At 54.2% G+C, this 24,763-nt stretch carries 18 protein-coding genes and 1 riboswitch; of the genes, 4 read left to right on the forward strand and 14 right to left on the reverse strand.

What is annotated here, in order from left to right; translation table 11 throughout:
- Positions 1-2 precede the first annotated feature (2 nt).
- From rsmA to lptD, 4 genes are read right to left on the reverse strand one after another with little or no spacing between them, the layout of a single operon-like run.
- Positions 3-824, reverse strand: a complete 822-nt coding sequence (gene rsmA, locus OGY18_RS22810) for a 16S rRNA (adenine(1518)-N(6)/adenine(1519)-N(6))-dimethyltransferase RsmA (protein ID WP_286554488.1) — start codon at positions 822-824, stop codon at positions 3-5.
- A complete protein-coding gene (gene pdxA, locus OGY18_RS22815) occupies positions 817-1,809 on the reverse strand; it encodes a 4-hydroxythreonine-4-phosphate dehydrogenase PdxA (RefSeq protein ID WP_126319277.1) in 993 nt (330 codons plus the stop codon). Before pdxA ends, rsmA begins: the two co-directional genes overlap by 8 nt.
- On the reverse strand, positions 1,809-3,095 hold the full coding sequence (gene surA, locus OGY18_RS22820; protein ID WP_003829603.1) for a peptidylprolyl isomerase SurA: 1,287 nt from the start codon (positions 3,093-3,095) through the stop codon (positions 1,809-1,811). The genes pdxA and surA overlap by 1 nt, the downstream gene beginning before the upstream one ends.
- Before the next feature lie 53 nt (positions 3,096-3,148).
- Positions 3,149-5,509 (reverse strand): LPS assembly protein LptD, encoded by a 2,361-nt coding sequence (lptD, locus tag OGY18_RS22825; RefSeq protein WP_286554491.1) that lies wholly within the window; start codon positions 5,507-5,509, stop codon positions 3,149-3,151.
- Between the two features lie 379 nt (positions 5,510-5,888).
- Between lptD and djlA the strand changes: the two genes are divergently transcribed.
- Positions 5,889-6,704, forward strand: coding sequence for a co-chaperone DjlA (gene djlA / locus OGY18_RS22830; RefSeq protein ID WP_003829600.1), 816 nt, complete (start codon positions 5,889-5,891; stop codon positions 6,702-6,704).
- Between the two features lie 95 nt (positions 6,705-6,799).
- Here the strand turns inward: djlA and rluA are convergent, their stop codons facing one another.
- The 6 genes from rluA to araB all read right to left on the reverse strand — a co-directional run bounded on the left by rluA (position 6,800) and on the right by araB (position 17,020).
- Entirely contained in the window at positions 6,800-7,459 is a 660-nt protein-coding gene (gene rluA, locus OGY18_RS22835; RefSeq protein WP_003018849.1) for a bifunctional tRNA pseudouridine(32) synthase/23S rRNA pseudouridine(746) synthase RluA, read from the reverse strand.
- Positions 7,460-7,470: 11 nt separating this feature from the next.
- Positions 7,471-10,377 carry an RNA polymerase-associated protein RapA gene (rapA, locus tag OGY18_RS22840; protein WP_286554492.1) on the reverse strand — a complete coding sequence of 969 codons (2,907 nt, stop codon included), beginning with the start codon at positions 10,375-10,377 and terminating at the stop codon, positions 7,471-7,473.
- A 177-nt stretch (positions 10,378-10,554) separates the two neighbouring features.
- On the reverse strand, positions 10,555-12,906 hold the full coding sequence (gene polB, locus OGY18_RS22845; RefSeq protein WP_286554493.1) for a DNA polymerase II: 2,352 nt from the start codon (positions 12,904-12,906) through the stop codon (positions 10,555-10,557).
- 90 nt (positions 12,907-12,996) lie between these two features.
- On the reverse strand, positions 12,997-13,692 hold the full coding sequence (gene araD, locus OGY18_RS22850; protein WP_126319269.1) for an L-ribulose-5-phosphate 4-epimerase: 696 nt from the start codon (positions 13,690-13,692) through the stop codon (positions 12,997-12,999).
- Positions 13,693-13,797: 105 nt separating this feature from the next.
- A complete protein-coding gene (gene araA, locus OGY18_RS22855) occupies positions 13,798-15,300 on the reverse strand; it encodes an L-arabinose isomerase (protein WP_003829590.1) in 1,503 nt (500 codons plus the stop codon).
- A 10-nt stretch (positions 15,301-15,310) separates the two neighbouring features.
- Positions 15,311-17,020, reverse strand: coding sequence for a ribulokinase (araB, locus tag OGY18_RS22860; protein WP_148362457.1), 1,710 nt, complete (start codon positions 17,018-17,020; stop codon positions 15,311-15,313).
- Between the two features lie 339 nt (positions 17,021-17,359).
- Here araB and araC point away from each other — a divergent pair, with 339 nt between their 5' ends.
- Together araC and OGY18_RS22870 are read left to right on the forward strand one after the other, a co-directional pair.
- Positions 17,360-18,205, forward strand: coding sequence for an arabinose operon transcriptional regulator AraC (gene araC / locus OGY18_RS22865; protein ID WP_003829586.1), 846 nt, complete (start codon positions 17,360-17,362; stop codon positions 18,203-18,205).
- 119 nt (positions 18,206-18,324) lie between these two features.
- On the forward strand, positions 18,325-19,092 hold the full coding sequence (locus tag OGY18_RS22870; protein ID WP_286554497.1) for a DedA family protein: 768 nt from the start codon (positions 18,325-18,327) through the stop codon (positions 19,090-19,092).
- 47 nt (positions 19,093-19,139) lie between these two features.
- On the opposite strand, the gene thiQ is transcribed toward OGY18_RS22870, so the two are convergent.
- From thiQ to sgrR, 4 genes are all read right to left on the reverse strand, one after another.
- On the reverse strand, positions 19,140-19,838 hold the full coding sequence (gene thiQ / locus OGY18_RS22875) for a thiamine ABC transporter ATP-binding protein ThiQ (RefSeq protein WP_003829583.1): 699 nt from the start codon (positions 19,836-19,838) through the stop codon (positions 19,140-19,142).
- Positions 19,822-21,432, reverse strand: a complete 1,611-nt coding sequence (gene thiP, locus OGY18_RS22880; protein ID WP_286554500.1) for a thiamine/thiamine pyrophosphate ABC transporter permease ThiP — start codon at positions 21,430-21,432, stop codon at positions 19,822-19,824. The genes thiQ and thiP overlap by 17 nt, the downstream gene beginning before the upstream one ends.
- Positions 21,408-22,391 (reverse strand): thiamine ABC transporter substrate binding subunit, encoded by a 984-nt coding sequence (gene thiB, locus OGY18_RS22885; protein WP_008786184.1) that lies wholly within the window; start codon positions 22,389-22,391, stop codon positions 21,408-21,410. Before thiB ends, thiP begins: the two co-directional genes overlap by 25 nt.
- 30 nt (positions 22,392-22,421) lie before the next feature.
- Positions 22,422-22,519: riboswitch (TPP riboswitch) on the reverse strand.
- Positions 22,520-22,566: 47 nt separating this feature from the next.
- Complete coding sequence (gene sgrR, locus OGY18_RS22890) at positions 22,567-24,222, reverse strand: HTH-type transcriptional regulator SgrR (protein ID WP_191235767.1); 1,656 nt, start codon at positions 24,220-24,222, stop codon at positions 22,567-22,569.
- 99 nt (positions 24,223-24,321) lie between these two features.
- On the opposite strand from sgrR, the gene sgrT reads away from it, so the two are divergent.
- Entirely contained in the window at positions 24,322-24,450 is a 129-nt protein-coding gene (sgrT, locus tag OGY18_RS22895; protein ID WP_003829577.1) for a glucose uptake inhibitor SgrT, read from the forward strand.
- Positions 24,451-24,763: the final 313 nt, after the last annotated feature.

Raw genomic sequence — 24,763 nt, forward strand, 5'->3', positions numbered from 1 at the left:
GTTTAACTCTCCTTCGATGGCGCGTCTTCTGACAGATAGTTAGCCATCCGGCAGTATTGCGCGACAGAGATATTTTCCGCTCGCATCGCCGGATCAATGCCCAGCTCTGTCAGTACTTCAACGCTAAACAGGTTGCCGAGACTGTTACGTACCGTTTTACGGCGCTGATTAAACGCTTCGGTGGAAATACGGCTCAGCACACGAACATCTTTAACCGGGTACGGCATCGTCGTATGAGGGACCAGACGCACAACGGCTGAATCAACTTTAGGCGCTGGCGTAAATGCGGAAGGCGGTACTTCAAGTACCGGGATCACATTGCAGTAATACTGCGCCATGACGCTTAATCGACCATACGCTTTACTGTTTGGCCCTGCAACCAGACGATTGACCACCTCTTTTTGCAACATGAAATGCATGTCGGCAATGGCATCAGTATAGGAAAAAAGATGGAACATGAGCGGCGTGGAGATGTTGTACGGCAGGTTGCCGAATACGCGCAGCGGCTGTCCCATCGTTTGTGCCAGTTCGCCGAAGTTCATGGTCATGGCATCTTGCTGATAAATCGTCAGCTTAGGCCCTAAAAACGGGTGTGTCTGTAGGCGTGCTGCCAGATCGCGGTCGAGTTCAATGACCGTGAGCTTGTCCAGACGTTCGCCTACTGGTTCGGTCAATGCCGCCAGACCCGGGCCGATTTCGACCATAGCCTGACCTTTCTGCGGGTTGATAGCAGAGACAATACTTTCGATCACAAACTGATCGTTGAGGAAGTTCTGCCCGAAACGTTTACGGGCTAAATGGCCCTGATGGACTCGATTATTCATTGGTATTAACAATCATTTTGATGGCGAGATTAAGCGCCGTAATAAAACTGCCGACATCTGCTTGTCCACGGCCCGCGAGTTCAAGTGCGGTGCCGTGATCGACGGATGTGCGAATAAAGGGCAGGCCCAGCGTGATATTCACACCGCGACCAAATCCCTGGTATTTTAGCACGGGGAGACCCTGATCGTGGTACATTGCCAGCACGGCATCCGCGTGGTCGAGATATTTGGGCTGAAACAGCGTATCTGCGGGCAGCGGACCGTTTAATTTCATTCCCTGCGCACGCAGTTCATCGAGTACCGGAATGATGGTATCTATCTCTTCCGTTCCCATATGACCGCCTTCACCAGCATGCGGGTTAAGACCGCACACCAGAATATGCGGATCGGCAATGCCGAACTTGGTGCGTAAATCATGATGCAAAATGCCGATCACTTCCTGAAGCAGGGCGGGCGTAATGGCGTCGGCAACGGCTCTGAGCGGCAAATGCGTGGTTGCCAGGGCAACGCGCAGCTCTTCGGTCGCCAGCATCATAACAACTTTCTTTGCCTGTGAGCGCTCTTCAAAAAACTCGGTATGTCCGGTAAACGGGACGCCAGCGTCATTGATAACGCCCTTGTGAACCGGGCCGGTGATCAGCGCCGCAAACTCACCTTGCAGACAACCATCGCAGGCGCGAGCCAGCGTATCCACCACATATTGCCCGTTTTCTACCGCCAACTGACCCGCGACAACAGGTGCCCGCAGCGCAATCGGTAACAGCGTCAATGTGCCTGCTGATTGCGGTTTGGCTGGGGTATCTGGAGAGTATGGGAGGAGTGAAAGCGGTAAACCGAGCATCGCTGCCCGGTCATTGAGGAGTGCTGCATCCGCACAGACAACGAGTTCTACAGGCCACTCGCGCTGGGCGAGTTGAACCACCAGGTCCGGGCCAATCCCGGCGGGTTCGCCGGGAGTGATAACAACGCGTTGAGCACGAGTCATTAGTTGCTCAGAACTTTAACGTAAGCGCTGGCGCGCTGTTCCTGCATCCAGGTTGCTGCTTCTTCCGAGAATTTACGGTTCATCAGCATACGGTAAGCTCTGTCTTTCTGCGCTGCGTCAGTTTTATCAACGTTACGCGTATCCAGCAGTTCGATCAGATGCCAACCGAAAGAGGAGTGCACCGGGGCGCTCATCTGGCCTTTGTTAAGTTTGGTCAGCGCATCGCGGAAAGCAGGGTCGAAAATATCCGCTGCAGCCCAGCCCAGATCGCCGCCCTGGTTGGCAGAGCCTGGATCCTGAGAAAACTCTTTAGCGGCTGCCGCGAAGGTAGTTTTACCGCTCTTAATATCTGCCGCGATTTGTTCCAGCTTCAGACGCGCCTGCTGATCGGTCATGATCGGCGACGGCTTAAGCAGAATGTGGCGAGCATGAACTTCAGTCACGGAGATGCTCTGGCTTTGGCCACGCATATCGTTGACTTTCAGGATGTGGAAGCCGACACCGGAACGAATTGGGCCAATGATATCGCCTTTTTTCGCAGTGCTTAACGCCTGGGCAAAGATACCCGGCAGCTCCTGAATACGTCCCCAACCCATCTGACCGCCTTTCAGCGCCTGCTGGTCAGCGGAATAAGTAATAGCCAGTTTTCCGAAATCACTACCGTTACGCGCTTCATCAACAACAGAGCGCGCCTGGCTTTCAGCCGCGTTAACCTGGTCGGACGTTGGGTTTTCTGGTAATGGGATCAGAATGTGGCTCAGGTTCAGCTCGGTGCTGGCATCGTTTTGGTTGCCTACCTGCTGCGCCAGGGCATCCACTTCCTGAGGCAGGATAGTGACGCGACGGCGAACTTCGTTGTTACGCACTTCAGAGATGGTCATCTCTTTGCGGATCTGGCTACGATAGGTTGAATAGCTTAAGCCATCCTGTGCCAGACGGCTGCGCATCTGATCCAGCGTCATGTTGTTCTGCTTGGCGATGTTGGCAATAGCCTGATCCAACTGCTCGTCAGAGATTTTCACCCCCATCTTCTGACCCATTTGCAGGAGGATTTGATCCATGATCAAACGTTCCAGGATCTGATGACGCAGCGTGGCGTCATCCGGTAATTGCTGACCTGCCTGACCTGCATTCAGTTTTACTGACTGCATTAAGCCATCGACGTCGCTTTCCAGAACGACGCCGTTATTGACGACGGCTGCGACTTTATCGACTACCTGTGGGGCAGCGAAACTGGTATTCGCGATCATGGCGATACCGAGAAGCAGCGTTTTCCAGTTCTTCATACTTTTTCCATTTCAATTAACCGCAATGCGGATTACGTTGTAAATCAATCAGATCATAAAGCGCTTTGATACGGCAAAATGTTCGAACGTAACATTTGAGTCGTGCCGAGACCGTAGTTTGAGCTCAGGCCGCGGAGTTCGATATTAAAGCCGATAGTGTTGTCATAAATCGCGTGCTGCATTTTGTCATCCCAACCGTTCAGCTTACGCTCGTAGCCAAAGCGAATGGCGTAACAGCAGGAGTTGTACTGTAAGCCCAACATTGAATCTGCTTCTTTGTTCACGTTGGTATCGAAGTAGTAAGCACCGACAATCGACCAACGCTCAGCAATCGGGAAGCTTGCTACCGCGCCCACCTGCGAAATCCCGTTTTTATACTGATCTGCCGTAGAGTAGTAAGACGGCAAAGTAGCCTGGATATACTCCGAACTGGCGTAACGGTAGTTCAATTGCAGCATCCGGTTTTCATCGCGACGGTATTCAATACTGCTGCTGCTGGTTGCAACGCTGTCCAGACGCGTGTCGTACTGGATCCCACTGCGTAAACCCCAACGATCGGAGATGCGCCAGTAGGTGTCGCCTGCCCATACCAGTGAGCCCGTTTTGTCGTCATTCTCCCATTTAATGTTGTCATCGCCAGTGCGAGACTCGGTGAAATAGTAGATTTGACCCACAGAAATATTAAAACGTTCAACGGCTGCGTCATCATAAACGCGAGATGTGACCCCGGTCGTCATCTGGTTGGCAGAAGCAATACGGTCCAGGCCGCCATAGCTACGGTCACGGAACAGGCCGCTGTAGTCAGATTGCAGCAGGGAGGAGTCATAGTTATAGATATGACTTTGGTCACGATATGGGACGTACAGGTACTGCGCGCGCGGCTCCAGCGTCTGGGTATAGCCCGGTGCCAGCATTTGCATGTCGCGCTCGAATACCATTTTGCCGTCAACTTTAAACTGCGGCATGACGCGGTTGGCTGACTCGTCGAGCTTGTTAACGTTACTCGGGTTGTTGTTGTACCAATCCAGATTGGTCTGCTGATAGTGCGTTGCCAGCAGCTTCGCTTCGGTATTGATACTGCCCCAGTTATTCGACAACGGCAGATTGATCGTCGGTTCAAGGTGAACACGCGTGGCTTCCGGCATGTTGTCATTGGTATTGACGAAATGGACCGCCTGACCATAAATCCGGGTATCAAACGGACCGACGTCGTTTTGGTAGTAGTTGACGTCTAACTGCGGCTGCGCAGAGTAGCTATTACTGTTTTGTGCGTCGAAGACCTGGAACTGCTTGGTCGATACCGTGGCGTCAAAGTTTTGTACCGCGTAGCCGACGCTGAATTTCTGCGTGGCGTAGCCGTCGGTACTGGAACCGTATTTATTATCGAAATCGTTAAAGTAGCTGGTGTCGCTGACCTTGGTGTAGTCGACGTTGAAACGCCACACCTGGTCCAGTACACCGGCGTGCTGCCAGTAGAACAGCCAGCGACGTGAATTGTCATCATTCGGATGTTCGTCCTCGTACACTTTATCGGAATTCAGATAGTCGAACTCCATCAAGCCCGCACCCGCCTGGGTGAGGTAGCGGAATTCGTTCTCCCACATGATCCCGCCGCGACGGTGCATATAGTGCGGCGTGATGGTGGCGTCCATATTGGGCGCAATGTTCCAGTAATACGGGAGGTAGAACTCAAAATAGTTATTGGTGGAATATTTTGCGTTCGGGATCAGGAAACCGGAACGGCGCTTATCGCCGACGGGTAACTGTAAATAAGGACTATAAAAGACCGGAACCGGACCCAGTTTAAAACGGGCGTTCCAGATCTCTGCGACCTGTTCTTCACGGTCGTGGATAACTTCGCTACCGACGACGCTCCAGGTATCGGAACCCGGCAGACATGAGGTAAAGCTACCGTTTTCCAGAATAGTATAACGGTTTTCCCCACGCTGTTTCATCAGGTCAGCTTTCCCGCGCCCCTGACGGCCGACCATCTGGTAATCACCTTCCCAGATGTTGGTATCTTTGGTATTCAGATTAGACCAGCCCTTCGGTCCCTTCAGAATAACCTGATTGTCGTCATAATGGACATTGCCCAGCGCATCGACGGTACGAATTGGCTCCGGCTGGCCTTCAGCCTGCTTCTGATGAAGCTGCACTTCGTCGGCCTGCAGGCGGCTGTTACCCTGTGCGATATCCACGTTGCCGGTAAACACCGCGTCATCGGGATAATTCCCTTTTGCGTTGTCGGCATTGATGGTGACGGGTAACTCATTAGTCTCGCCCTGTACCAGAGGACGGTCATAGCTCGGCACGCCCAGCATACACTGTGAGGCGAGATCGGCTGCCAGGCCCTGATGGCTATAGAGGGCGCTGGCAATCATGGTGGCCAGAAGAGTGGGAATACGTTTTTTCATACGTTGTATTTATTGTTCCATCATCAGTAGCGTCGCGCGTGACAAACGGTCACAGCCTAACTTATCTCATCTTCACTTCGCTAGTATTAATCCTGCCCATTTTATACCTGCCACCTTTCAAGCTGCATCTTCGTTGTCTTCCTTGTTCACCCCAGTCACTTACATGGGTAAGCTCCAGGGGACTCACTACGTTGCCGCCTTGCTGCAACTCGAAATCCAACGGGTATAGCGTTTGTGGTGTTAGGCACGGCATTGAATGACAGGTATGATAATGCAAATTATAGGCGATGTCCCACAATTGACCGCAGCCGTAAATCGGTAAAAGCACCTTATATTGTGGGACATAGCCTGGCTGAGAGCGGAAAGATTTGGGGAGTCTATGCAGTATTGGGGAAAGATAATTGGTGTAGCCGTGGCCTTAATGATGGGCGGCGGCTTCTGGGGTGTGGTTCTGGGGCTGTTAGTTGGCCACATGTTCGACAAAGCCCGCATGCGCAAAATGGCGTGGTTTGCCAACCAACGTGAACGCCAGGCGCTGTTTTTTGCCACCACTTTTGAGGTGATGGGACATCTGACCAAATCCAAAGGTCGCGTCACGGAAGCCGATATTCATATCGCCAGCCAGTTGATGGATCGGATGAATTTGCACGGTGACTCGCGAACGGCAGCACAACATGCCTTCCGGGTAGGAAAATCGGATAATTACCCATTACGTGAAAAGATGCGTCAGTTTCGCAGCGTCTGTTTTGGTCGATTCGATCTGATCCGCATGTTTCTGGAGATTCAGATCCAGGCGGCATTTGCCGATGGGTCGTTGCATCCTAACGAACGTGAAGTGCTGTATGTGATTGCTGAGGAGTTGGGGATCTCACGCACCCAATTTGATCAGTTCCTGCGCATGATGCAGGGCGGCGCACAGTTTGGCGGCGGATATCAGCAGCAGTCTGGCAGCGGTGGCTGGCAGCAGGCGCAACGTGGACCGACGCTGGAAGACGCCTGCAATGTGCTGGGTGTGAAAACGACCGACGATGCGACTACCATAAAGCGGGCTTACCGTAAGCTGATGAGCGAGCACCATCCGGACAAACTGGTTGCGAAAGGTCTGCCGCCAGAGATGATGGAAATGGCGAAGCAAAAAGCGCAGGAAATCCAAAAAGCTTACGAGCTGATTAAGGATCAAAAAGGATTCAAGTGATTGAATTGCCGGATGCGGCTAGCGCCTTATCCGGCCTACGTTAATGAATGTAGGCCGGGCAAGCGAAGCGCCCCCGGCATAAATTGGCTCAGAATTTAAAAATCCGCCGGGACTTTAAACGTCATACTGTTGCCGTATTCGGGATGCGTGATGGTTAACATCTCTGCATGCAGCAACAGGCGCGGCGCTAACGCCAGAGCTTCCGGCGGAGCATAGAAGCGGTCGCCCAGGATCGGATGCCCTAAAGCCAGCATATGCACACGCAGCTGGTGGGAGCGTCCGGTAATGGGTTTGAGCACCACCCGGGCGGTGTTATCCGCTGCGAACTCCACGACTTCATACTCTGTCTGCGCCGATTTCCCGGTCTCATAACACACTTTTTGCTTTGGCCTGTTTGGCCAGTCACAAATCAGCGGCAAATCAACCAGACCCTCGGCCGGAGCGGGATGCCCCCAGACGCGTGCAACATACTGCTTTTTCGGTTCGCGCTCGCGAAACTGGCGTTTTAGCTCGCGCTCTGCCGCTTTGGTTAGCGCGACTACAATCACGCCGCTGGTGGCCATATCCAGACGATGCACGGATTCAGCCTGCGGATAATCGCGCTGAATACGCGTCATCACGCTGTCTTTGTGCTCATCCAGACGACCTGGCACAGACAACAAGCCGCTCGGCTTGTTGACCACCATAATGTGTTCATCCTGATACAGGATGACCAGCCAGGGTTCCTGCGGCGGATTGTAGTTTTCCATCCCCATGTATGGCTCCGTTACTGATGCGTCACGACGATCAAGCGCAGGGCATCGAGACGCCAGCCCGCCTGATCCAGGCTTTCCATCACCTGCTGACGGTTGCTTTCGATTGCGCTAAGTTCGTCATCACGGATGTTCGGGTTAACGGCACGCAGCGCTTCGAGACGGGAAAGTTCTGCCGTCAGCTTCTCGTCAGCTTCTTTACGCGCTGCGTCGATCAGCGCGCGGGCTGATTTTTCCACCTGCGCTTCACCGAGTTGCAGAATGGCATGAACATCCTGCTGCACGGCGTTGACCAGTTTGCTGCCGGTGTGGCGGTTAACGGCGCTGAGCTGACGGTTAAAGGTTTCGAACTCCACCTGTGCAGCAAGGTTATTGCCGTTTTTATCCAGCAGCATGCGTACCGGCGTTGGTGGCAGGAAGCGGTTTAGCTGCAGTTGTTTCGGTGCTTGCGCTTCAACAACATAGACCAGCTCAACCAGCAGTGTACCAACAGGTAATGCTTTGTTTTTCAACAACGAAATAGTGCTGCTTCCGGTGTCGCCGGAGAGGATCAGATCCAGACCATTGCGGATCAGCGGATGCTCCCAGGTAATAAATTGTGCATCTTCACGCGACAGGGCGACATCGCGCTCGAACGTAATGGTGCAGCCATCTTCCGGCAGCCCAGGGAAATCCGGCACCAGCATATGATCGGACGGCGTCAGCACGATCAAATTGTCGCCACGGTCATCCTGATTAATACCGACGATATCAAACAGGTTCATGGCGAAGGCGATCAGGCTGGTATCGTCGTCCTGTTCTTCAATACTCTCAGCCAGTGCCAGCGCTTTTTCGCCGCCGTTAGAGTGGATCTCCAGCAGGCGATCGCGACCTTGCTCCAGCTGTGCTTTCAGCGCGTCATGCTGGTCGCGGCAGGTTTTGATCAGATCGTCAAAGCCCTCGGTATTTTCTGGTTCAGCCAGGTAGCCGATCAGATTGTTATAGACCGTGTCATAGATGGTACGGCCGGTCGGGCAAGTGTGTTCGAACGCATCCAGACCTTCGTGGTACCAGCGCACCAGCACAGATTGCGCGGTTTTTTCCAGGTACGGAACGTGAATCTGAATATCATGCGCCTGACCAATACGGTCCAGACGGCCAATACGCTGTTCCAGCAGATCCGGGTTGAACGGCAGGTCAAACATCACCAGATTGCTGGCGAACTGGAAGTTACGCCCTTCGGAGCCGATTTCAGAGCACAGCATTACCTGGGCACCGCTATCTTCTTCGCTAAACCATGCTGCGGCGCGGTCACGCTCAATGATCGACATCCCTTCATGGAATACGGCGGCGCGGATACCTTCGCGCTCGCGCAGAACCTGCTCCAGCTGAAGCGCGGTAGTGGCTTTCGCGCAGATAACCAGCACTTTTTGCGAGCGGTGGCTGGTCAGGTAGCCCATCAGCCATTCCACGCGCGGGTCAAAGTTCCACCAGGTGCCGGTGTCGCCTTCGAATTCCTGATAAATCTGTTCCGGGTAGAGCATGTCGCGCGCCCGGTCTTCTGCACTTTTACGCGCGCCCATAATGCCGGAGACTTTAATCGCCGTCTGGTATTGGGTCGGCAGCGGCAGCTTGATGGTGTGCAGCTCGCGTTTCGGGAAGCCTTTCACGCCGTTACGGGTGTTACGGAACAGGACGCGGCTGGTGCCGTGGCGGTCCATCAGCATCGAAACCAGCTCCTGACGCGCGCTCTGTGCGTCTTCGCTGTCGCTGTTTGCCGCCTGCAATAGCGGCTCAATGTCCTGCTCGCCAATCATGTCGCCTAACATGTTCAGCTCATTGTTACTCAGCTTGTTGCCTGCCAGTAGCATCGCGACGGCGTCGGCGACCGGACGATAATTTTTTTGCTCTTCAACAAACTGGGCGAAATCGTGGAAACGGCTCGGGTCCAGCAGGCGCAGGCGCGCGAAGTGACTTTCCATGCCCAGCTGTTCCGGTGTAGCGGTTAGCAGCAGGATGCCCGGCACACGTTCTGCCAGTTGTTCAATGGCCATATATTCGCGGCTGGGCGCGTCTTCGCTCCATACCAGGTGATGGGCTTCATCGACAATCAGCAGATCCCACTCGGCGTCACACAGGTGCTCCAGACGCTGTTTATTACGACGGGCAAAGTCCAGCGAGCAGATGACCAGTTGTTCGGTTTCAAACGGGTTGTAGGCGTCGTGCTGCGCTTCTGCATAACGCTCATCATCAAACAGTGCAAAACGCAGGTTGAAGCGGCGCAGCATTTCGACCAGCCACTGGTGCTGTAATGTCTCTGGGACGATGATCAGCACGCGCTCTGCGGCGCCGGACAGCAGTTGTTGATGCAGGATCATCCCGGCTTCAATGGTTTTACCTAAACCCACTTCATCTGCCAGTAAAACGCGAGGGGCATGACGACGGCCAACATCATGGGCAATGTTCAGCTGGTGAGGAATCAGGCTGGTACGTTGACCACGCAAACCACTCCACGGCATACGGTATTGTTCGCTCTGAAATTTACGTGCGCGATAGCGCAGAGCAAAGCGATCCATACGGTCAATCTGGCCGGCAAACAGGCGATCTTGTGGTTTACTGAATACCAGTTTGCTGTCGAGCAGTACTTCACGCAGCGTGACACCGGTTTCTTCAGTATCCAGGCGGGTTCCGATATAGGCAAGCAGGCCGTTTTCTTCTTTTACTTCATCGACATGCAGTTGCCAGCCTTCATGGCTTGTTATCGTATCGCCAGGATTGAACATCACGCGGGTCACGGGGGAATCACTGCGCGCATACAGACGGTTTTCGCCCGTCGATGAGAAAAGTAAAGTGACGGTTCGCGCATCCATGGCGACAACAGTACCAAGTCCCAATTCGCTTTCTGTATCGCTGATCCAGCGTTGACCAAGTGTAAAAGGCATATATGTTCGGCTCTATATCTTTAATTGCAGGCAATACTCGTCATTTTCCGGGCTAGTCCCCGTTATTGAGAGCATACGACCCCGCTACCAGGCTAATAAATCAGTGGTAGTGGTGTTAAATGGGTCCAGGAATGGAAAGGGCGCTATGGTACTGGATGGCGGCGGTTTCGTCACGCGTCAAAATAACCCCAGTTGTCCTGTGAGTAGTGTAGCAAAATTATCGTCAATAAAGGGAAGAATTCCCTCGGCAACGGGTTGGATCTGGCGGGTCAGATAATGCTCGTAATCGAGCACAGATAGCTGATAATCAACAGGTTCTGGGCCATTGACCGTCCAGACATATTTTATGGTTCCGCGATTCTGATACTGTGGCGGACGCCCCAGCTTTACATTCTGCTCATCGGCTAACCGCGCAGCGCGAACGTGTGGTGGAACATTTCGCTGGTATTCACTTAACGGGCGACGCAGGCGCTTGCGGTACACCAGTTGTTCATCCATTTCACCGGCCATCAGACGGTCAATAGTCTCGCGAACAAACTCCTGATAAGGTTCGTTACGAAAAATTCGCAGGTATAGCTCCTGCTGAAACTGTTGGGCCAGCGGCGTCCAGTCGGTTCGTACCGTTTCCAGTCCCTTAAACACCATACGTTGCTCAGCACCGTCCTGAATCATCCCCGCATAGCGTTTTTTACTGCCGGTATCTGCACCGCGAATGGTCGGCATCAGAAAGCGACAAAAATGGGTTTCAAATTCCAGTTCCAGCGCGCTGGTCAGATTTTGTTGCTTCAGCGATTGCGCCCACCAGGTGTTGACATAGCTCACCAGTTCCCGACCAATTCGGGCTGCATCGTCTTCTGAGTGCGCCTTTTTCAGCCAGACAAAGGTCGAGTCGGTATCGCCATAAATGACATCGTAACCCTGAGCCTCAATTAACGCTTTGGTCTGGCGCATGATCGCATGGCCGCGCATGGTAATGGACGAGGCCAGTCTCGGGTCGAAAAAGCGACAGGCAGTGGTGCCCAGCACGCCGTAAAATGCGTTCATGATGATTTTCAACGCCTGCGAGAGTGGCTTATTGCCACGGCGTTTTGCTTCTTCGCGCCCGTGCCAGATCTGAGTAACGATTTCAGGCAGGCAGTGCTTTTCGCGTGAAAACCAGGCGTCAAGGAAACCTTCGGTGCTGTGTTCCGGATTCGGCTGCGCCATCCCTTCGATAAGCCCCACCGGATCGATTAAAAAAGTACGAATTATTGAGGGATACAGGCTTTTGTAATCCAGCACCAGTACCGAGTCGTATAAGCCTGGGCGTGAGTCCATCACGTAGCCGCCGGGACTGGCGTGCGCGGGGACTTCACCCAGATTCGGCGCCACATAACCCGCCCGGTGCATTCGTGGCAGGTAGAGATGTCCGAAGGCGGCAACTGAACCACCGTGCCGGTCGACCGGCAGACCGTTGACCGTCGATCGTTCCAGCAGAAATGGCATGATCTCGGTTTTGTGAAAAATGCGCGTGACCAGTTCACAGTCTTTGAGATTGTAGGTGGCAAGCGCGGGCTTATCCTGGGCAAATCGGCGGTCGATTTCGTCCATTCTGTCCCACGGATTATCAATCGACTTCCCTTCGCCCAGCAGCTCCTGTGACACTGTTTCCAGTGAAAATGACGAGAAATTCCAGAATGCGGATTTGAGTGCCTCAATACCATCGATAATCAGGCGGCCTTTAGCCTGAGCGAAGAATACGCCGTTTTTGAAGCCATGCTCGCGCCACTCAAGCTCGCTGCTATCACGGCCAAAACGCAGGGGAATGCGGTAACGTTCGGCGTGCTGTTGCAGGAGGCGTAAATCGAATTGCACGACGTTCCAGCCGATTATCACATCAGGATCGTGACGGGCAATCCAGTCATTGAGTTTTTCCAGCAACTGCGGGCGGCTTGCAACGTACTCAAGTTCAAAATCCAGCGTAGAGGCGTCGCCGTTTGCCGGGCCGAGCATGTAGACAATACGCTGCCCGCAGCCTTCCAGACCGATGCAATAGAGTTCGCCGTGGCGCGTGGTTTCGATATCCAGCGATACCCATTTTAGCGGTGGTCGATAGTCAGGGTTCGGCTTCAGGCGGGCATTGACCAGCATGTCATTATGTCTGTCGCCTTCGACCCAAACAGGGGAGGTGATAAAGCGCTCCATGAGATACCGCTCAGGTGGGCGTACGTCGCCCTCATAGACGGTGACTGCGTTTTCGCGCAGCAATTTTTCCAACCGCATGAGCTGGCGATGTGAGCGGCAATACAGTCCGGAAACGGGTTGGCGGTGGAAGTCTTGCAATTGCAGCGGCGTCAGGCGATAGCCGTTTTCAGTGCGTAATAATGACGTCACGCGAGGAACCTGACTGGTGGGAATAAACGCGACCGACTCCTGAGGTGCGAGCGTGACCTGCAGCGGCCCATTGTCTGTAGCCAGCCAGAATGAGACCTCAGTTCCCTGTGGGGTGTCCCGCCAGTGCCGGGTTAAAATAAAACCTGCTTGCGCCACGCTGCGTATCCATCAAAAAACCAGGCATTATTATAGCCTGGTTCTGATAGATTAGCTGTGATTTTATACAGTTGTCATGCTCAGAAGAGGTTACTGCCCGTAATACGCTTTAGCACCGTGTTTACGCAGATAATGTTTATCTAACAGGGTTTGCTGCATATTCGGCAATTGCGGCGCGAGCTGGCGACAGAAGATCCCCATATAGGCGACTTCTTCCAGCACGATGGCGTTATGCACCGCGTCTTCGGCATTTTTTCCCCAGGCAAACGGACCGTGAGAGTGCACCAGCACGCCAGGCATCTGCGCGGCGTCAATACCTTGTTTCTCAAAGGTTTCAACGATCACGTTGCCGGTTTCCCATTCATATTCGCCGTTGATTTCTTCGTCGATCATTTTCCGTGTGCAGGGAATCGAACCGTAGAAATAGTCCGCATGGGTGGTCCCCGTTGCCGGAATCGACTGACCCGCCTGCGCCCAGATGGTTGCATGACGCGAATGGGTGTGAACAATACCGCCAATGGTCGGGAATGCCTGATACAGCAAACGGTGTGTTGGGGTATCTGAGGAAGGTTTCTTCGTACCTTCAACAACTTCACCCGTGGCGATACTGACTACCACCATATCGTCGGCGGTCATTACGCTGTAATCGACTCCCGAAGGTTTAATCACAAACACGCCGCGCTCGCGATCGACGGCGCTGACATTCCCCCAGGTCAGGGTGACCAGATTGTGCTTAGGCAACGCCAGATTGGCTTCCAGTACCTGATGTTTGAGATCTTCTAACATGATGCTCTCCGATGAATCTTGCCGGATGGCGCTACGCTTATCCGGCCTACAAATCGCACATTCTTGTAGGCCGGATAAGGTGTTTACGCCGTCATCCGGCAGTTGTTAACGTTTGAAGCCGTAATACACTTCGTTCCAGCGCAGCGCGTCCTTAAAGGCCGGCAGGCGGGTATCGTTATCGATCACCGCGATCTCGATATCGTGCATTTCAGCAAACTGGCGCATATCGTTCAGATCCAGCGCGTGGCTGAACACGGTGTGGTGCGCGCCACCGGCCAGGATCCAGGCTTCAGAAGCGGTTGGCAGATCCGGTTGAGCTTTCCACAGCGCGTTAGCGACAGGCAGTTTTGGCAGGGAGTGCGGCGTTTGTACCGTGTCGATGCAGTTAACCAGCAGGCGATAGCGATCGCCGAGATCGATCAGGCTGGCAACCACTGCCGGGCCGGTTTTGGTGTTGAAGATCAGACGGGCAGGATCGTCTTTACCACCAATGCCGAGGTGCTGTACGTCGAGGATCGGTTTCTCTTCCACCGCGATGGACGGGCACACTTCCAGCATGTGCGAGCCGAGCACCAGATCGTTGCCTTTCTCGAAGTGGTAGGTGTAATCCTCCATAAATGAGGTGCCGCCCTGCAGACCGGTTGACATCACCTTCATGATGCGAAGCAGAGCGGCGGTTTTCCAGTCGCCTTCGCCCGCAAAGCCGTAGCCTTGCTGCATCAGACGCTGTACGGCCAGACCAGGGAGCTGTTTCAGGCCGTGTAAATCTTCAAATGTGGTAGTGAAGGCGTGGAATCCGCCCTGTTCCAGGAAGCGCTTCATCCCCAGTTCAATACGGGCCGCTTCCAGGACGTTCTGACGTTTTTCACCGTGGACTTGCGTCGCCGCAGTCATGGTGTAGGTGCTTTCGTACTCATCGATCAGCGCGTTGATTTCGCCGTCGCTAATTGCGTTCACTACCTGCACCAGATCGCCCACGGCCCAGGTGTTTACCGAGAAGCCGAACTTGATCTGCGCAGCGACTTTATCGCCATCGGTGACCGCAACTTCACGCATGTTGTCGCCAAAACGGCAGACTTTAAGGTGGCGGGTATCCTGTTTGGACACGGCCTGGCGCATCCAGGAGCCAATGCGTTCGTGCGCTTGTTTATCCTGCCAGTGACCGGTGACCACGGCATGCTGCTGACGCATACGCGCGCCGATGAAGCCGAACTCACGACCGCCGTGCGCAGTCTGGTTCAGGTTCATAAAGTCCATATCAATGCTGTCCCACGGCAGGGCGGCGTTGAACTGGGTGTGGAACTGCATCAGCGGCTTGTTGAGAATAGTCAGGCCGTTAATCCACATTTTTGCCGGGGAGAAGGTATGCAGCCAGACCACCATCCCTGCACAGCGATCGTCGTAATTTGCGTCACGACAGATAGCGGTAATCTCATCAGGGGAAGTGCCTAGCGGTTTTAATACCAGCTTGCAGGGCAGTTTGGCTTCAGTATTCAGTGCGTTAACGACGTGCTCGGCATGTTGGGTTACCTGACGCAGGGTTTCAGGGCCATACAGATGCTGGCTACCAATCACAAACCACACTTCATAGTTATCAAAAATCGTCATTGTCGTGTCCTTAATGTGTCAGGGTTGCCAGATCTACCGGGGCTTGTTGCGCCGGAGCGGCAGTCGGAAGGTATTGCTGTTCAGCGCTTACTGCCCACTGCTGATAGCGGCGGTAAAGCTGTTCAAAACGTTGAGCCTGCTCTGGGCGAGGTTGCAGCGTGTTTTCCACGGCGCTTGCCATCTGCTGTTGAGCGGCAGGGATATCGGCGTGTACTTTCGCGGCAACGGCGGCGAAGATAGCCGCACCGAGTGCGCAGCACTGGTCTGAAGCGACAATCTGTAGCGGACGGTTCAGCACGTCACAGCAGGCCTGCATGATGACCGGGTTCTTGCGCGCGATACCGCCAAGCGCCATCACGTTGTTAACCGCAATGCCTTGTTCGGTGAAGCATTCCATAATGGCGCGCGCGCCAAAGGCGGTGGCGGCAATCAGACCACCGAACAGCGCTGGCGCGTCGGTTGCCAGGTTCAGATCGGTAATCACCCCTTTCAAACGCTGGTTGGCATTGGGCGTACGGCGACCGTTGAACCAGTCGAGCACGACCGGCAGATGCTCCAGTGATGGATTTTTCGCCCATGCTTCGGTGAGTGCAGGCAGCAGCTGTTTTTGACTGGCTTTAATCTGGGTCTGCAGTTCCGGATGCTGTACGGCAAGCTGTTCCAGCGGCCAGCTCAGCACGCGGCTAAACCAGGCATAGATATCACCGAATGCAGACTGACCAGCTTCGAGGCCAATAAAATTCGGCACCACGCTGCCATCAACCTGGCCGCAAATGCCTTTCACCGCACGCTCGCCAACGCTTTGCTTATCGGCAATCAGAATGTCGCAGGTTGACGTGCCGATGACTTTCACCAGCGTGTTAGGCTGTGCACCTGCGCCGACCGCGCCCATATGACAGTCAAAAGCACCGCCTGCAATCACCACACTTTCCGGTAGTCCAAGACGCTGTGCCCACTCGGCGCACAGGGTGCCAACCGGCAGATCCGCGGTGAAGGTATCGGTAAACATTGGGTATTGCAGATGGCGGTTGAGGATGGGGTCGAGTTCGTCAAAGAAACTGGCTGGCGGCAGACCACCCCAGCTTTCATGCCACAGAGATTTATGCCCGGCGCTGCAGCGACCGCGACGAATATCCTGTGGGCGTACGGTGTTGGAGAGCAGGGCCGGAACCCAGTCGCATAGCTCAATCCACGAAACCGCAGCTTCGGCAACTGCGTGGTCCTGACGAGTTACATGCAGGATTTTGGCCCAGAACCATTCGCTGGAATAAATGCCGCCGATATAGCGGGAGTAATCGATCTTGCCCGGTGTATGGCACAGGCGGGTGATTTCTTCGGCTTCTTCTACTGAGGTGTGATCTTTCCACAGGACAAACATCGCATTCGGGTTTTCCGCGAACTCCGGACGCAGCGCCAGTACATTACCGTCTGCATCGATGGGGGCCGGGGTTGAGCCGGTACTGTCAACGCCAATACCGACCACTTCCGCGCGCTGCTCAGCGCTCAGTTCGGTCAGTACGGTTTTCAGCGCCGCTTCCATGGATTCAATGTAGTCGCGCGGATGATGGCGAAACTGGTTGTTTGGGCCATCGCAATATTGCCCTTCCTGCCAACGTGGGTACCACTCAACGCTGGTGGCGATCTCTTCGCCGGTGGCACATTCCACCGCCAAAGCGCGTACTGAATCACTACCAAAATCGAGGCCAATTGCAATCGCCATCGTCTTACTCCATCCAAAAATACGGGTATGGATAAACAGTAGTGAGTAGCGATAAAAACCGTCAGGCAGGATCCGCTAATCTTATGGACTAAAATGCTGTTGCATCACAAAGTGTGACGCTGTGCAAATAATCAATGTGGACATTTCTGCCGTAGTTATAGACACTTTTGTTAGCCGATTTTGACGTTGGCGTAGTACATGTTTTTTACAAAGAGCTTTTCACAAGCGGGGTTGGTGGTCCATTGCCGCAAATACAGCGGCCCGCAGGGGCGACAGCGATGATGTCTGGCGTAATATGGACAAATTGTTTCTTGGCAGGACGTAGGGAGTATTGAAATTATGGCTGAAACGCAAAACGATCCCCTGTTGCCAGGTTATTCGTTTAACGCGCATTTGGTGGCCGGATTAACCCCCATTGAGGCGAACGGATACCTGGATTTTTTTATCGACAGGCCGCTGGGTATGAAGGGTTATATCCTCAATCTCACCATCCGTGGCGAAGGGGTTATCAATAATCAGGGCAAGCAGTTTGTCTGCCGGCCTGGCGATATTCTGTTGTTTCCACCTGGAGAAATTCACCACTACGGGCGCCATCCTGATGCCAGCGAGTGGTATCACCAGTGGGTTTACTTTCGCCCGCGCGCCTACTGGCAGGAGTGGCTGACCTGGCCGGCCATTTTTGGCCAGACCGGTTTTTTCCGCCCGGATGAAGCACATCAGCCGCATTTTAACGAGCTGTTTGGGCAGATAATTAACGCCGGGCAGGGAGAAGGCCGCTATTCCGAACTGCTGGCGATTAATTTACTGGAACAGTTGTTGCTCCGACGTATGGAAGCCATCAATGAATCGCTACACCCTCCCATGGACAACCGCGTCCGCGATGCCTGTCAGTACATCAGCGATCACCTGGCGGACAGCAATTTTGATATCGCCAGCGTCGCGCAGCACGTCTGCCTGTCGCCTTCCCGTTTGTCGCATCTGTTCCGTCAGCAGCTGGGTATCAGCGTTTTGAGCTGGCGCGAGGATCAGCGCATCAGCCAGGCGAAGTTACTGCTGAGTACCACACGTATGCCTATCGCCACCGTAGGTCGCAATGTTGGCTTTGACGATCAGCTCTATTTCTCTCGTGTTTTCAAAAAATGTACCGGTGCCAGTCCGAGCGAGTTTCGTGCAGGATGTGAATAAAAAGTGAATGATGTATCCTGAAAGTTGTCATAACTCGCAATTTATTCAGACAATTGATGGCTTGACGAAGTTGAGAGGGGTTATCAAAATCCCTGCTTCGTAAATTTGACGGACACATTATGCAAGCATTGCTGGAACACTTTATTCTCCAGTCCGCCCTGTACTCTCTGATCGCCGTACTTCTGGTGGCTTTTTTGGAGTCGCTGGCGCTGGTTGGTCTGATTCTGCCCGGGACCGTGATGATGGCGGGGTTGGGCGCGCTGATTGGCAGCGGCGAACTGAACTTCTGGCATGCCTGGCTTGCGGGCATCGTCGGCTGTCTGTTGGGGGACTGGATCTCCTTCTGGTTGGGCTGGCGCTTTAAAAAGCCATTGCACCGTTGGTCGTTCATGAAAAAGAACAAGGCGTTGCTGGATAAAACCGAGCACGCCCTGCATCAGCACAGCATGTTTACTATTCTGGTGGGGCGTTTTGTCGGACCGACGCGCCCGCTGGTGCCGATGGTTGCAGGCATGCTGGATCTGCCTGTCGCTAAATTTATCGTCCCGAATATTATTGGCTGCGTGCTGTGGCCACCGTTCTACTTCCTGCCGGGGATCCTGGCGGGAGCGGCAATTGATATCCCTTCTGATATGCAGAGCGGGGATTTTAAATGGTTGCTGCTGGCGACGGCGGTGTTGCTATGGGTCGGTGGTTGGCTGTGCTGGCGCCTGTGGCGCAGTGGCAAAGCGGCTGTCGATCGCTTAACGGCGTATTTCCCCCGCAGCCGTTTGCTGTATCTGGCGCCGTTGACGCTCGGGATCGGCGTGGTTGCGCTGGTGGCGTTGCTGCGTCATCCGCTGATGCCGGTGTATATCGATATTCTGCGCAAAGTGGTGGGTTACTGACGATACCTTTGCCGGATGAGGCATTCACGCCGTCACCCGGCAACGCATTATGCTTTAATGCCCAATAGCGCCGAGGCGCTGGCGTTGCCGCTTAACAGATCGTCCGTTTTGCCCTGCCAGGCGATGCGCCCGTCGGCGACTACAATTGAGCGGGACGCAATTCGCGCCGCATCTTCTACGCTGTGAGAAACCATCAGTAACGTCAACTGCTTCTCGCGACAGACCTCGGCGACCAGCGTTAGCATCTCCTGGCGCAGCGCAGGATCGAGCGCAGAGAATGGTTCATCAAGCAGTAAAATAGGTTGTTCCCGCACCAGGCAACGCGCCAGCGCCACGCGCTGTCTCTGCCCGCCGGAAAGCTCGCCGGGGAGTCGCTCCAGCAGTGAGTCGATCCCCATTTGTTGGGCGATGTGGTGCATTTTCTCCCGCTGCGATGCGTTCAGCTTCAATCCCGGATTCAGGCCCAGGCCGATGTTTTGCTGCACGCTCAGGTGGCTGAACAGGTTATTTTCCTGAAACAACATGGAAACGGGACGGCGTGAGGGCGGCGTGGTGGTGTGATCTTCACCGTCAATCATCATGGTACCGCTGGCGGGCGTGAGGAAGCCGGCAATCAGATTCAAAAGCGTACTTTTCCCGGCGCCGCTGGGCCCGAGTACAGCTATTTGCTCACCGCGCGCGACCGACAGCGTAAAGCGCATAGGCAAATGATGATAAAGCCATGTGATATCAATCAGTTTTAACATTTCGACCCGGCAATTTCTCAATAACGGTAAACAGCGTAAAGCACAGGATCAGCAGTAATAACGCCGTAACCGCGCCATCCTGACTGCGATAAGAGCCAATCTGCTGATATAAATAAAATGGCAGGGTACGGAAATCCTCATTACCAAATAACGCCACTACGCCAAAATCGCCAATCGACAGGACGCAGGCAAACGCCATCGCCTGCGCCAGCGGGCGCTTCAGGGCGCGCAGTTCAACCACTTTCAGGCGCGACCATCCCTCAATGCCTAACGACTGACACAACATACTGTAGCGCGCAGTGACGTCACGCATTGGGTTTTCCAGCACCTTCAGTGCATAAGGGATCGCCATCAACGCATTGGTAAAAATAACAATACCGTCGGCAGATTCGGGAAGCCCAATGGTGTTATTGAGCAGCAGAAAGAAGCCGGTAGCTAACACGATGCCCGGCATGGCGAGGATCATCATGCCGCTCAACTCCAGCATCTGACCTGCCAGCAGTTGCTGTCGGGCACGAAGTTCACGACTGCTCCATAACAGCATCATGGTGAGTACGACGCATAACGCTCCTGCTGCTAATGCGATGCGCAGCGAGGTTCCCAGCGCCTGCCACAGCACTGGCTGCATCAGTACATCCAGAACATGGCGGTTTAAGCCATCGATAATCACCGCCAGCAACGGCGGCAGTAACAGCAACAGGGCAAGAATAATCAGGATTGCATCAGCCAGTCGGCTGTGCAGGCGATCGTCGGGATCGCGCCAGCCTTGTACCAGGGTAGCACCGGGAGCAATCGCGCGGCTCAGACGTTGACTGAGGAGCACCAGCGCCAAACAACAAACCATCTGGATCAACGCCAGCATGGCTGCGCGGGCAGGATCGTAATCAAAATTCAGCGCCTGATAGATAGCCAGCTCGATGGTGGTGGCCTGTGGCCCGCCGCCAAGCGACAGAACGGTGGCGAAGCTGGCGAAGCACAGCATAAAGATGAGTGCCGCGACGGGCAGGATCTGACGACGCAGCCACGGCCATTCAACAAAACGGAAGAAATGCCAGCCACGCATACCCAACTGAGCGGCTAACTGCCGCTGTTCGCCGGGAATATTCTCCAGCGACTGTAACAGCAGGCGGCTGGCCATCGGCAGATTGAAAAAGACATGCGCCAGCAGAATGCCCTGCAAACCGTATGGCGAAAACGTCCACTCCAGCCCGAATGTATGCCAGAGCGAGGCCAGCCAACCCTGGCGGCCGTAGACGCTAAGAATACCGAATACCGCGACAAGCACCGGCAGGATTAACGTCATCGCGCACAGACGCAGTAGCGCCAGACGTCCTGGAAAACGACGACGATAGAGCGCTCTGGCGAGGAAAATCGCCGGGACAACCGACAGCACAGCGGATAAAAAAGCCTGCCAGAAAGAAAAGCGCACCACGTGCCACAGGTAGTCGTCTTGCCACAGCAAGAGCCACTCTCCCTGCGGGGCGTTAAACCACAGTGCCAGAAATGCGGCCAGGGCAACGGCCACCATCAGCGTGGCGGCGGTAAGCCCTGGAACCAACCAGACGGGGATTAACGGCTGACGGCGCGTTGCCATTCGCTAATCCATGCCTGACGTTGAGCCGCAACCTGCTGCGGCGTAAATTCCAGCGCGGTGGCCGGTTTATTCAGTTGCTCGAATCCTGGCGGCAGGGCGACTTGCGTCACGGGATACATCCAGTTGCCGGTCGGAATCGCATTCTGGAATGCCGGGGACACCATAAACTTCAGGAATTTCTCGGCCAGTTCCGGCTGCTTGCTGGCCGCAGTACGGGCGGCGACTTCCACCTGCAAATAGTGGCCTTCGCTAAAGTCGGCTGCGGCGTAGTTGTCTTTTTTATCGGCGATGATGTGATAGGCCGGAGAGGTGGTGTAGCTGAGCACCAGATCGCTTTCACCTTTCAGGAACAGGCCGTAGGCTTCGCTCCAGCCCTTGGTGACGGTGACGGTTTTGGCTGCCAGTTTCTGCCACGCCTCTGGCGCTTTATCGCCATAGACTTTCTGCATCCATAGCAGCAGACCCAATCCAGGCGTGCTGGTACGCGGATCCTGATAAATGACGCGCCATTTTTGGTCGCTCTCTACCAGTTCTTTCAGGCTTTTGGGCGGATTCTTCAGCTTGTTCTTATCATAAACGAAGGCGAAATAGCCATAGTCAAACGGAACGAAGGTATCGTTTTTCCAGCCGCCGGGCACGTTAACGGCGTCGTTTGCAACACCACTTTTGGCAAACAGTTTGGTTTGTGTGGCGGCTTCCAGAAGGTTGTTATCCAGACCCAGCACGACGTCGGCTTTGCTGTTTTTTCCTTCCATGCGCAAGCGGTTAAGCAGCGAGACGCCATCTTCCAACGCGACCAGTTTTAGCTCGCAGTTGCAGTCAGCTTCAAAGGCTTTTTTGATTGTCGGGCCCGGGCCCCAGTCAGCTGCGAACGAGTCGTAGGTATAGACGGTCAGTACAGGTTTAGCGAAGGCAGGCGCTGCGCACAGCAGTAAAAGTGGAAGACATTTTTTAAACACTTTGCACCTCAAGAGTTGGGTGGCAAAGGACTTGAGATAAGCCTCAAATCCCTTCGCCGGCATTATCCGGATCAGGTTCGACGGGTATCTCTCAGCCAGCATATTGCATAGCACCCCGTTGAGAACGGCGTTAGTGTAGTGATTTTGTTGCCGGGCAGCAATTAAGAGCTGGCTCTTATGGATCCGGCGGCGCAAACCACGCCGATTTAAAATCAAACCAGCCGAGGGTATTCATGCGCAGCCCGCGCATACTGCGCTGTCCCTGAATGATCAGCCAGTGGTGGATTAATGGCACAATGGCCTTTGTGGCGAGCAGCTGTTGGCACCATGCTGCCAGGCTCATTTCGCCCGTTCGCCAGCGAGCCGCATCGTTTTCCCAGTCCCGCGAGATACAGTTTTGCAGCAAAGGGACTTCGCACAAATGGGCGAACAGTGAGAAGTCCAGCGGGAGGGTAAAGTTGGCGCTGTTGAGCCAGATATCGCTGATGATTTCACCTGCATGCCATTGATCGTAGTCGATCTCCTGAATATTCAACTGTACCTGATGCTGCGCCAGCAACGTTTTCATGATCTGCGCGATAATCCGGTGTTCGATATGATCGCGATAGTAGGTGATCGTCAGCGTTTCCAGCCCGGCGGGTTTTTCACCATGGCCAGGTTTGGCGTGGTGCCAGCGGGGAAGCAAACCGTAGGCGGGAAACCACAACCGCTGGTACTGTTCATCGGCGTGGCAGATTAAATTCGTTGGCGAGAGAACGCGGCTTGCCCACTCACGGACCTCCTGATTAGCGCCACGGTGGCTACGCGCATCAAACAGCAGGTAGTAGCAGCCTTCTTCGAGGCGGCTTTCGATCGCCTTTTCATCCTCTGTGGGACCTTTTAGCGTCAACCCGCCGCCAGGCTCTTCTCCGATGTCGGGTAATACCCAAACGTTAACTTCGTCGATCAGCGCCCGGTAGCCAAAGTAATCATCAAATGCATGAATTTTCAGTTGGTTATTGGTATTGCGCATTACCGCATACGGACCGGTACCAATCGGGTGGCTGGAAAAGTTGTTTAGCGTTTCCCATTCTCGCGGCAGGATCATGGCCGGGACCTGCCCCAATAGCCAGGGAAGCCAGCGGTCTGGCTGGGCCAGATGGATATCCAGCGTCCAGGCCGTGGGAGAAACTATTTGCGTGATGTGTGAGTACAGTGGCAGGGTGTTAATGCGCCTCAGCGAGGCGATAACATCTTCCATTTCCAGCTCGCGGCCATGATGAAAATGGATCCCCGGGCGCAGGAAGAATCGCCAATGCAAAGGTGAAATTTGCTGCCAGTGATGGGCAATGTCCGCTTCCAGTTCCCCATTTTCCTCATTTACCCGAATTAAGGCACTGAAGATTTGGCGGGCGATATGGGTTTCGGAGCGGCGTAATGCCGTACCGGGGAGCAGGTTGTGCATCGGGCGATAATAGAGAACGCGCATGATATGCCGACCCTGGCGAAAGCTGCGGCCAAGGTGGGAGACCAGCATTTGCCGGACGGCCGTTTTGTCACCGACAAGCTGCACCAGTTGATCGATACGATCCTGTTCCAGTAGGTCTTCCGCGCGCTGCTGCTGGAGCGCCAGCCCGGTATAGAGGAATGTCAGTCGCGAGCGTTTACCTCGTCCAACTTCAGCTTCCCACGTCAACCAGCCACGATCCTGCATGGTATTAAGCAGCGTACGCATATGGCGACGCGAGCAGCTCAGTAGATCCGCCAGCTCGTTGAGCGTCGTGTCTTGCGTCTTACCGTCACAGCATTGCCACAGACGGATGAACTGTTGTTGCAAACGACCAGAAGACATAAAAGGGGAACTCCTGCGGAAAACTCAGCAATTTTATAATCCCTATATTAAGCCAATAATAGATTCCGATGAAGCGATGAGACAACGAAGGGGTCATCTATGCGTCAGTTCTGGTTGAAGTACTTTACCGCGACAGAAAAATCGTCCTGGTTGGCTTGCCCGAGTGCCCCGCAGCGCTTAAAGATGCTCGAAGAGCTGATGCAGTGGGAGATGACATCTGACTCCTGAATTGGAAATTGCAGACATCATGTGTGACTGAGTATTGGTGCAGGCTGTATCCTGCCATTATCTCTGAGCATCGCTGGTGGCAATTTTTTCACATGGCAAGGCGCGAACAGTGAAATTTGGTGGACCAAATAAGGTGTGAGCAACACAGCTATGTGAAAAAATGGCCCCAGCCCTCCGGGACGCGTGTAAAAAACGCATACTCTGCGTTGTCAGGCTTGGGAATAGATTTCTATACCCAGCGCCCTCCGCCTGGATTATGCGTTTTTTACCCAGCGTCGATGCCAGATATAATGGCAGGATACAGCCTCGTTCA

Origin of the sequence: Citrobacter sp. Cpo142, assembly GCF_030332425.1 — a bacterium.
Classification (GTDB): domain Bacteria; phylum Pseudomonadota; class Gammaproteobacteria; order Enterobacterales; family Enterobacteriaceae; genus Citrobacter; species Citrobacter portucalensis.

Bases quoted from the DNA above. Each gene is read 5' to 3' on its own strand.
- rsmA (WP_286554488.1), bottom strand. From the start codon at position 824: ATGAATAATCGAGTCCATCAGGGCCATTTAGCCCGTAAACGTTTCGGG.
- pdxA (WP_126319277.1), bottom strand. From the start codon at position 1,809: ATGACTCGTGCTCAACGCGTTGTTATCACTCCCGGCGAACCCGCCGGG.
- surA (WP_003829603.1), bottom strand. From the start codon at position 3,095: ATGAAGAACTGGAAAACGCTGCTTCTCGGTATCGCCATGATCGCGAAT.
- lptD (WP_286554491.1), bottom strand. From the start codon at position 5,509: ATGAAAAAACGTATTCCCACTCTTCTGGCCACCATGATTGCCAGCGCC.
- djlA (WP_003829600.1), top strand. From the start codon at position 5,889: ATGCAGTATTGGGGAAAGATAATTGGTGTAGCCGTGGCCTTAATGATG.
- rluA (WP_003018849.1), bottom strand. From the start codon at position 7,459: ATGGGGATGGAAAACTACAATCCGCCGCAGGAACCCTGGCTGGTCATC.
- rapA (WP_286554492.1), bottom strand. From the start codon at position 10,377: ATGCCTTTTACACTTGGTCAACGCTGGATCAGCGATACAGAAAGCGAA.
- araD (WP_126319269.1), bottom strand. From the start codon at position 13,692: ATGTTAGAAGATCTCAAACATCAGGTACTGGAAGCCAATCTGGCGTTG.
- araA (WP_003829590.1), bottom strand. From the start codon at position 15,300: ATGACGATTTTTGATAACTATGAAGTGTGGTTTGTGATTGGTAGCCAG.
- araB (WP_148362457.1), bottom strand. From the start codon at position 17,020: ATGGCGATTGCAATTGGCCTCGATTTTGGTAGTGATTCAGTACGCGCT.
- araC (WP_003829586.1), top strand. From the start codon at position 17,360: ATGGCTGAAACGCAAAACGATCCCCTGTTGCCAGGTTATTCGTTTAAC.
- OGY18_RS22870 (WP_286554497.1), top strand. From the start codon at position 18,325: ATGCAAGCATTGCTGGAACACTTTATTCTCCAGTCCGCCCTGTACTCT.
- thiQ (WP_003829583.1), bottom strand. From the start codon at position 19,838: ATGTTAAAACTGATTGATATCACATGGCTTTATCATCATTTGCCTATG.
- thiP (WP_286554500.1), bottom strand. From the start codon at position 21,432: ATGGCAACGCGCCGTCAGCCGTTAATCCCCGTCTGGTTGGTTCCAGGG.
- sgrR (WP_191235767.1), bottom strand. From the start codon at position 24,222: ATGTCTTCTGGTCGTTTGCAACAACAGTTCATCCGTCTGTGGCAATGC.
- sgrT (WP_003829577.1), top strand. From the start codon at position 24,322: ATGCGTCAGTTCTGGTTGAAGTACTTTACCGCGACAGAAAAATCGTCC.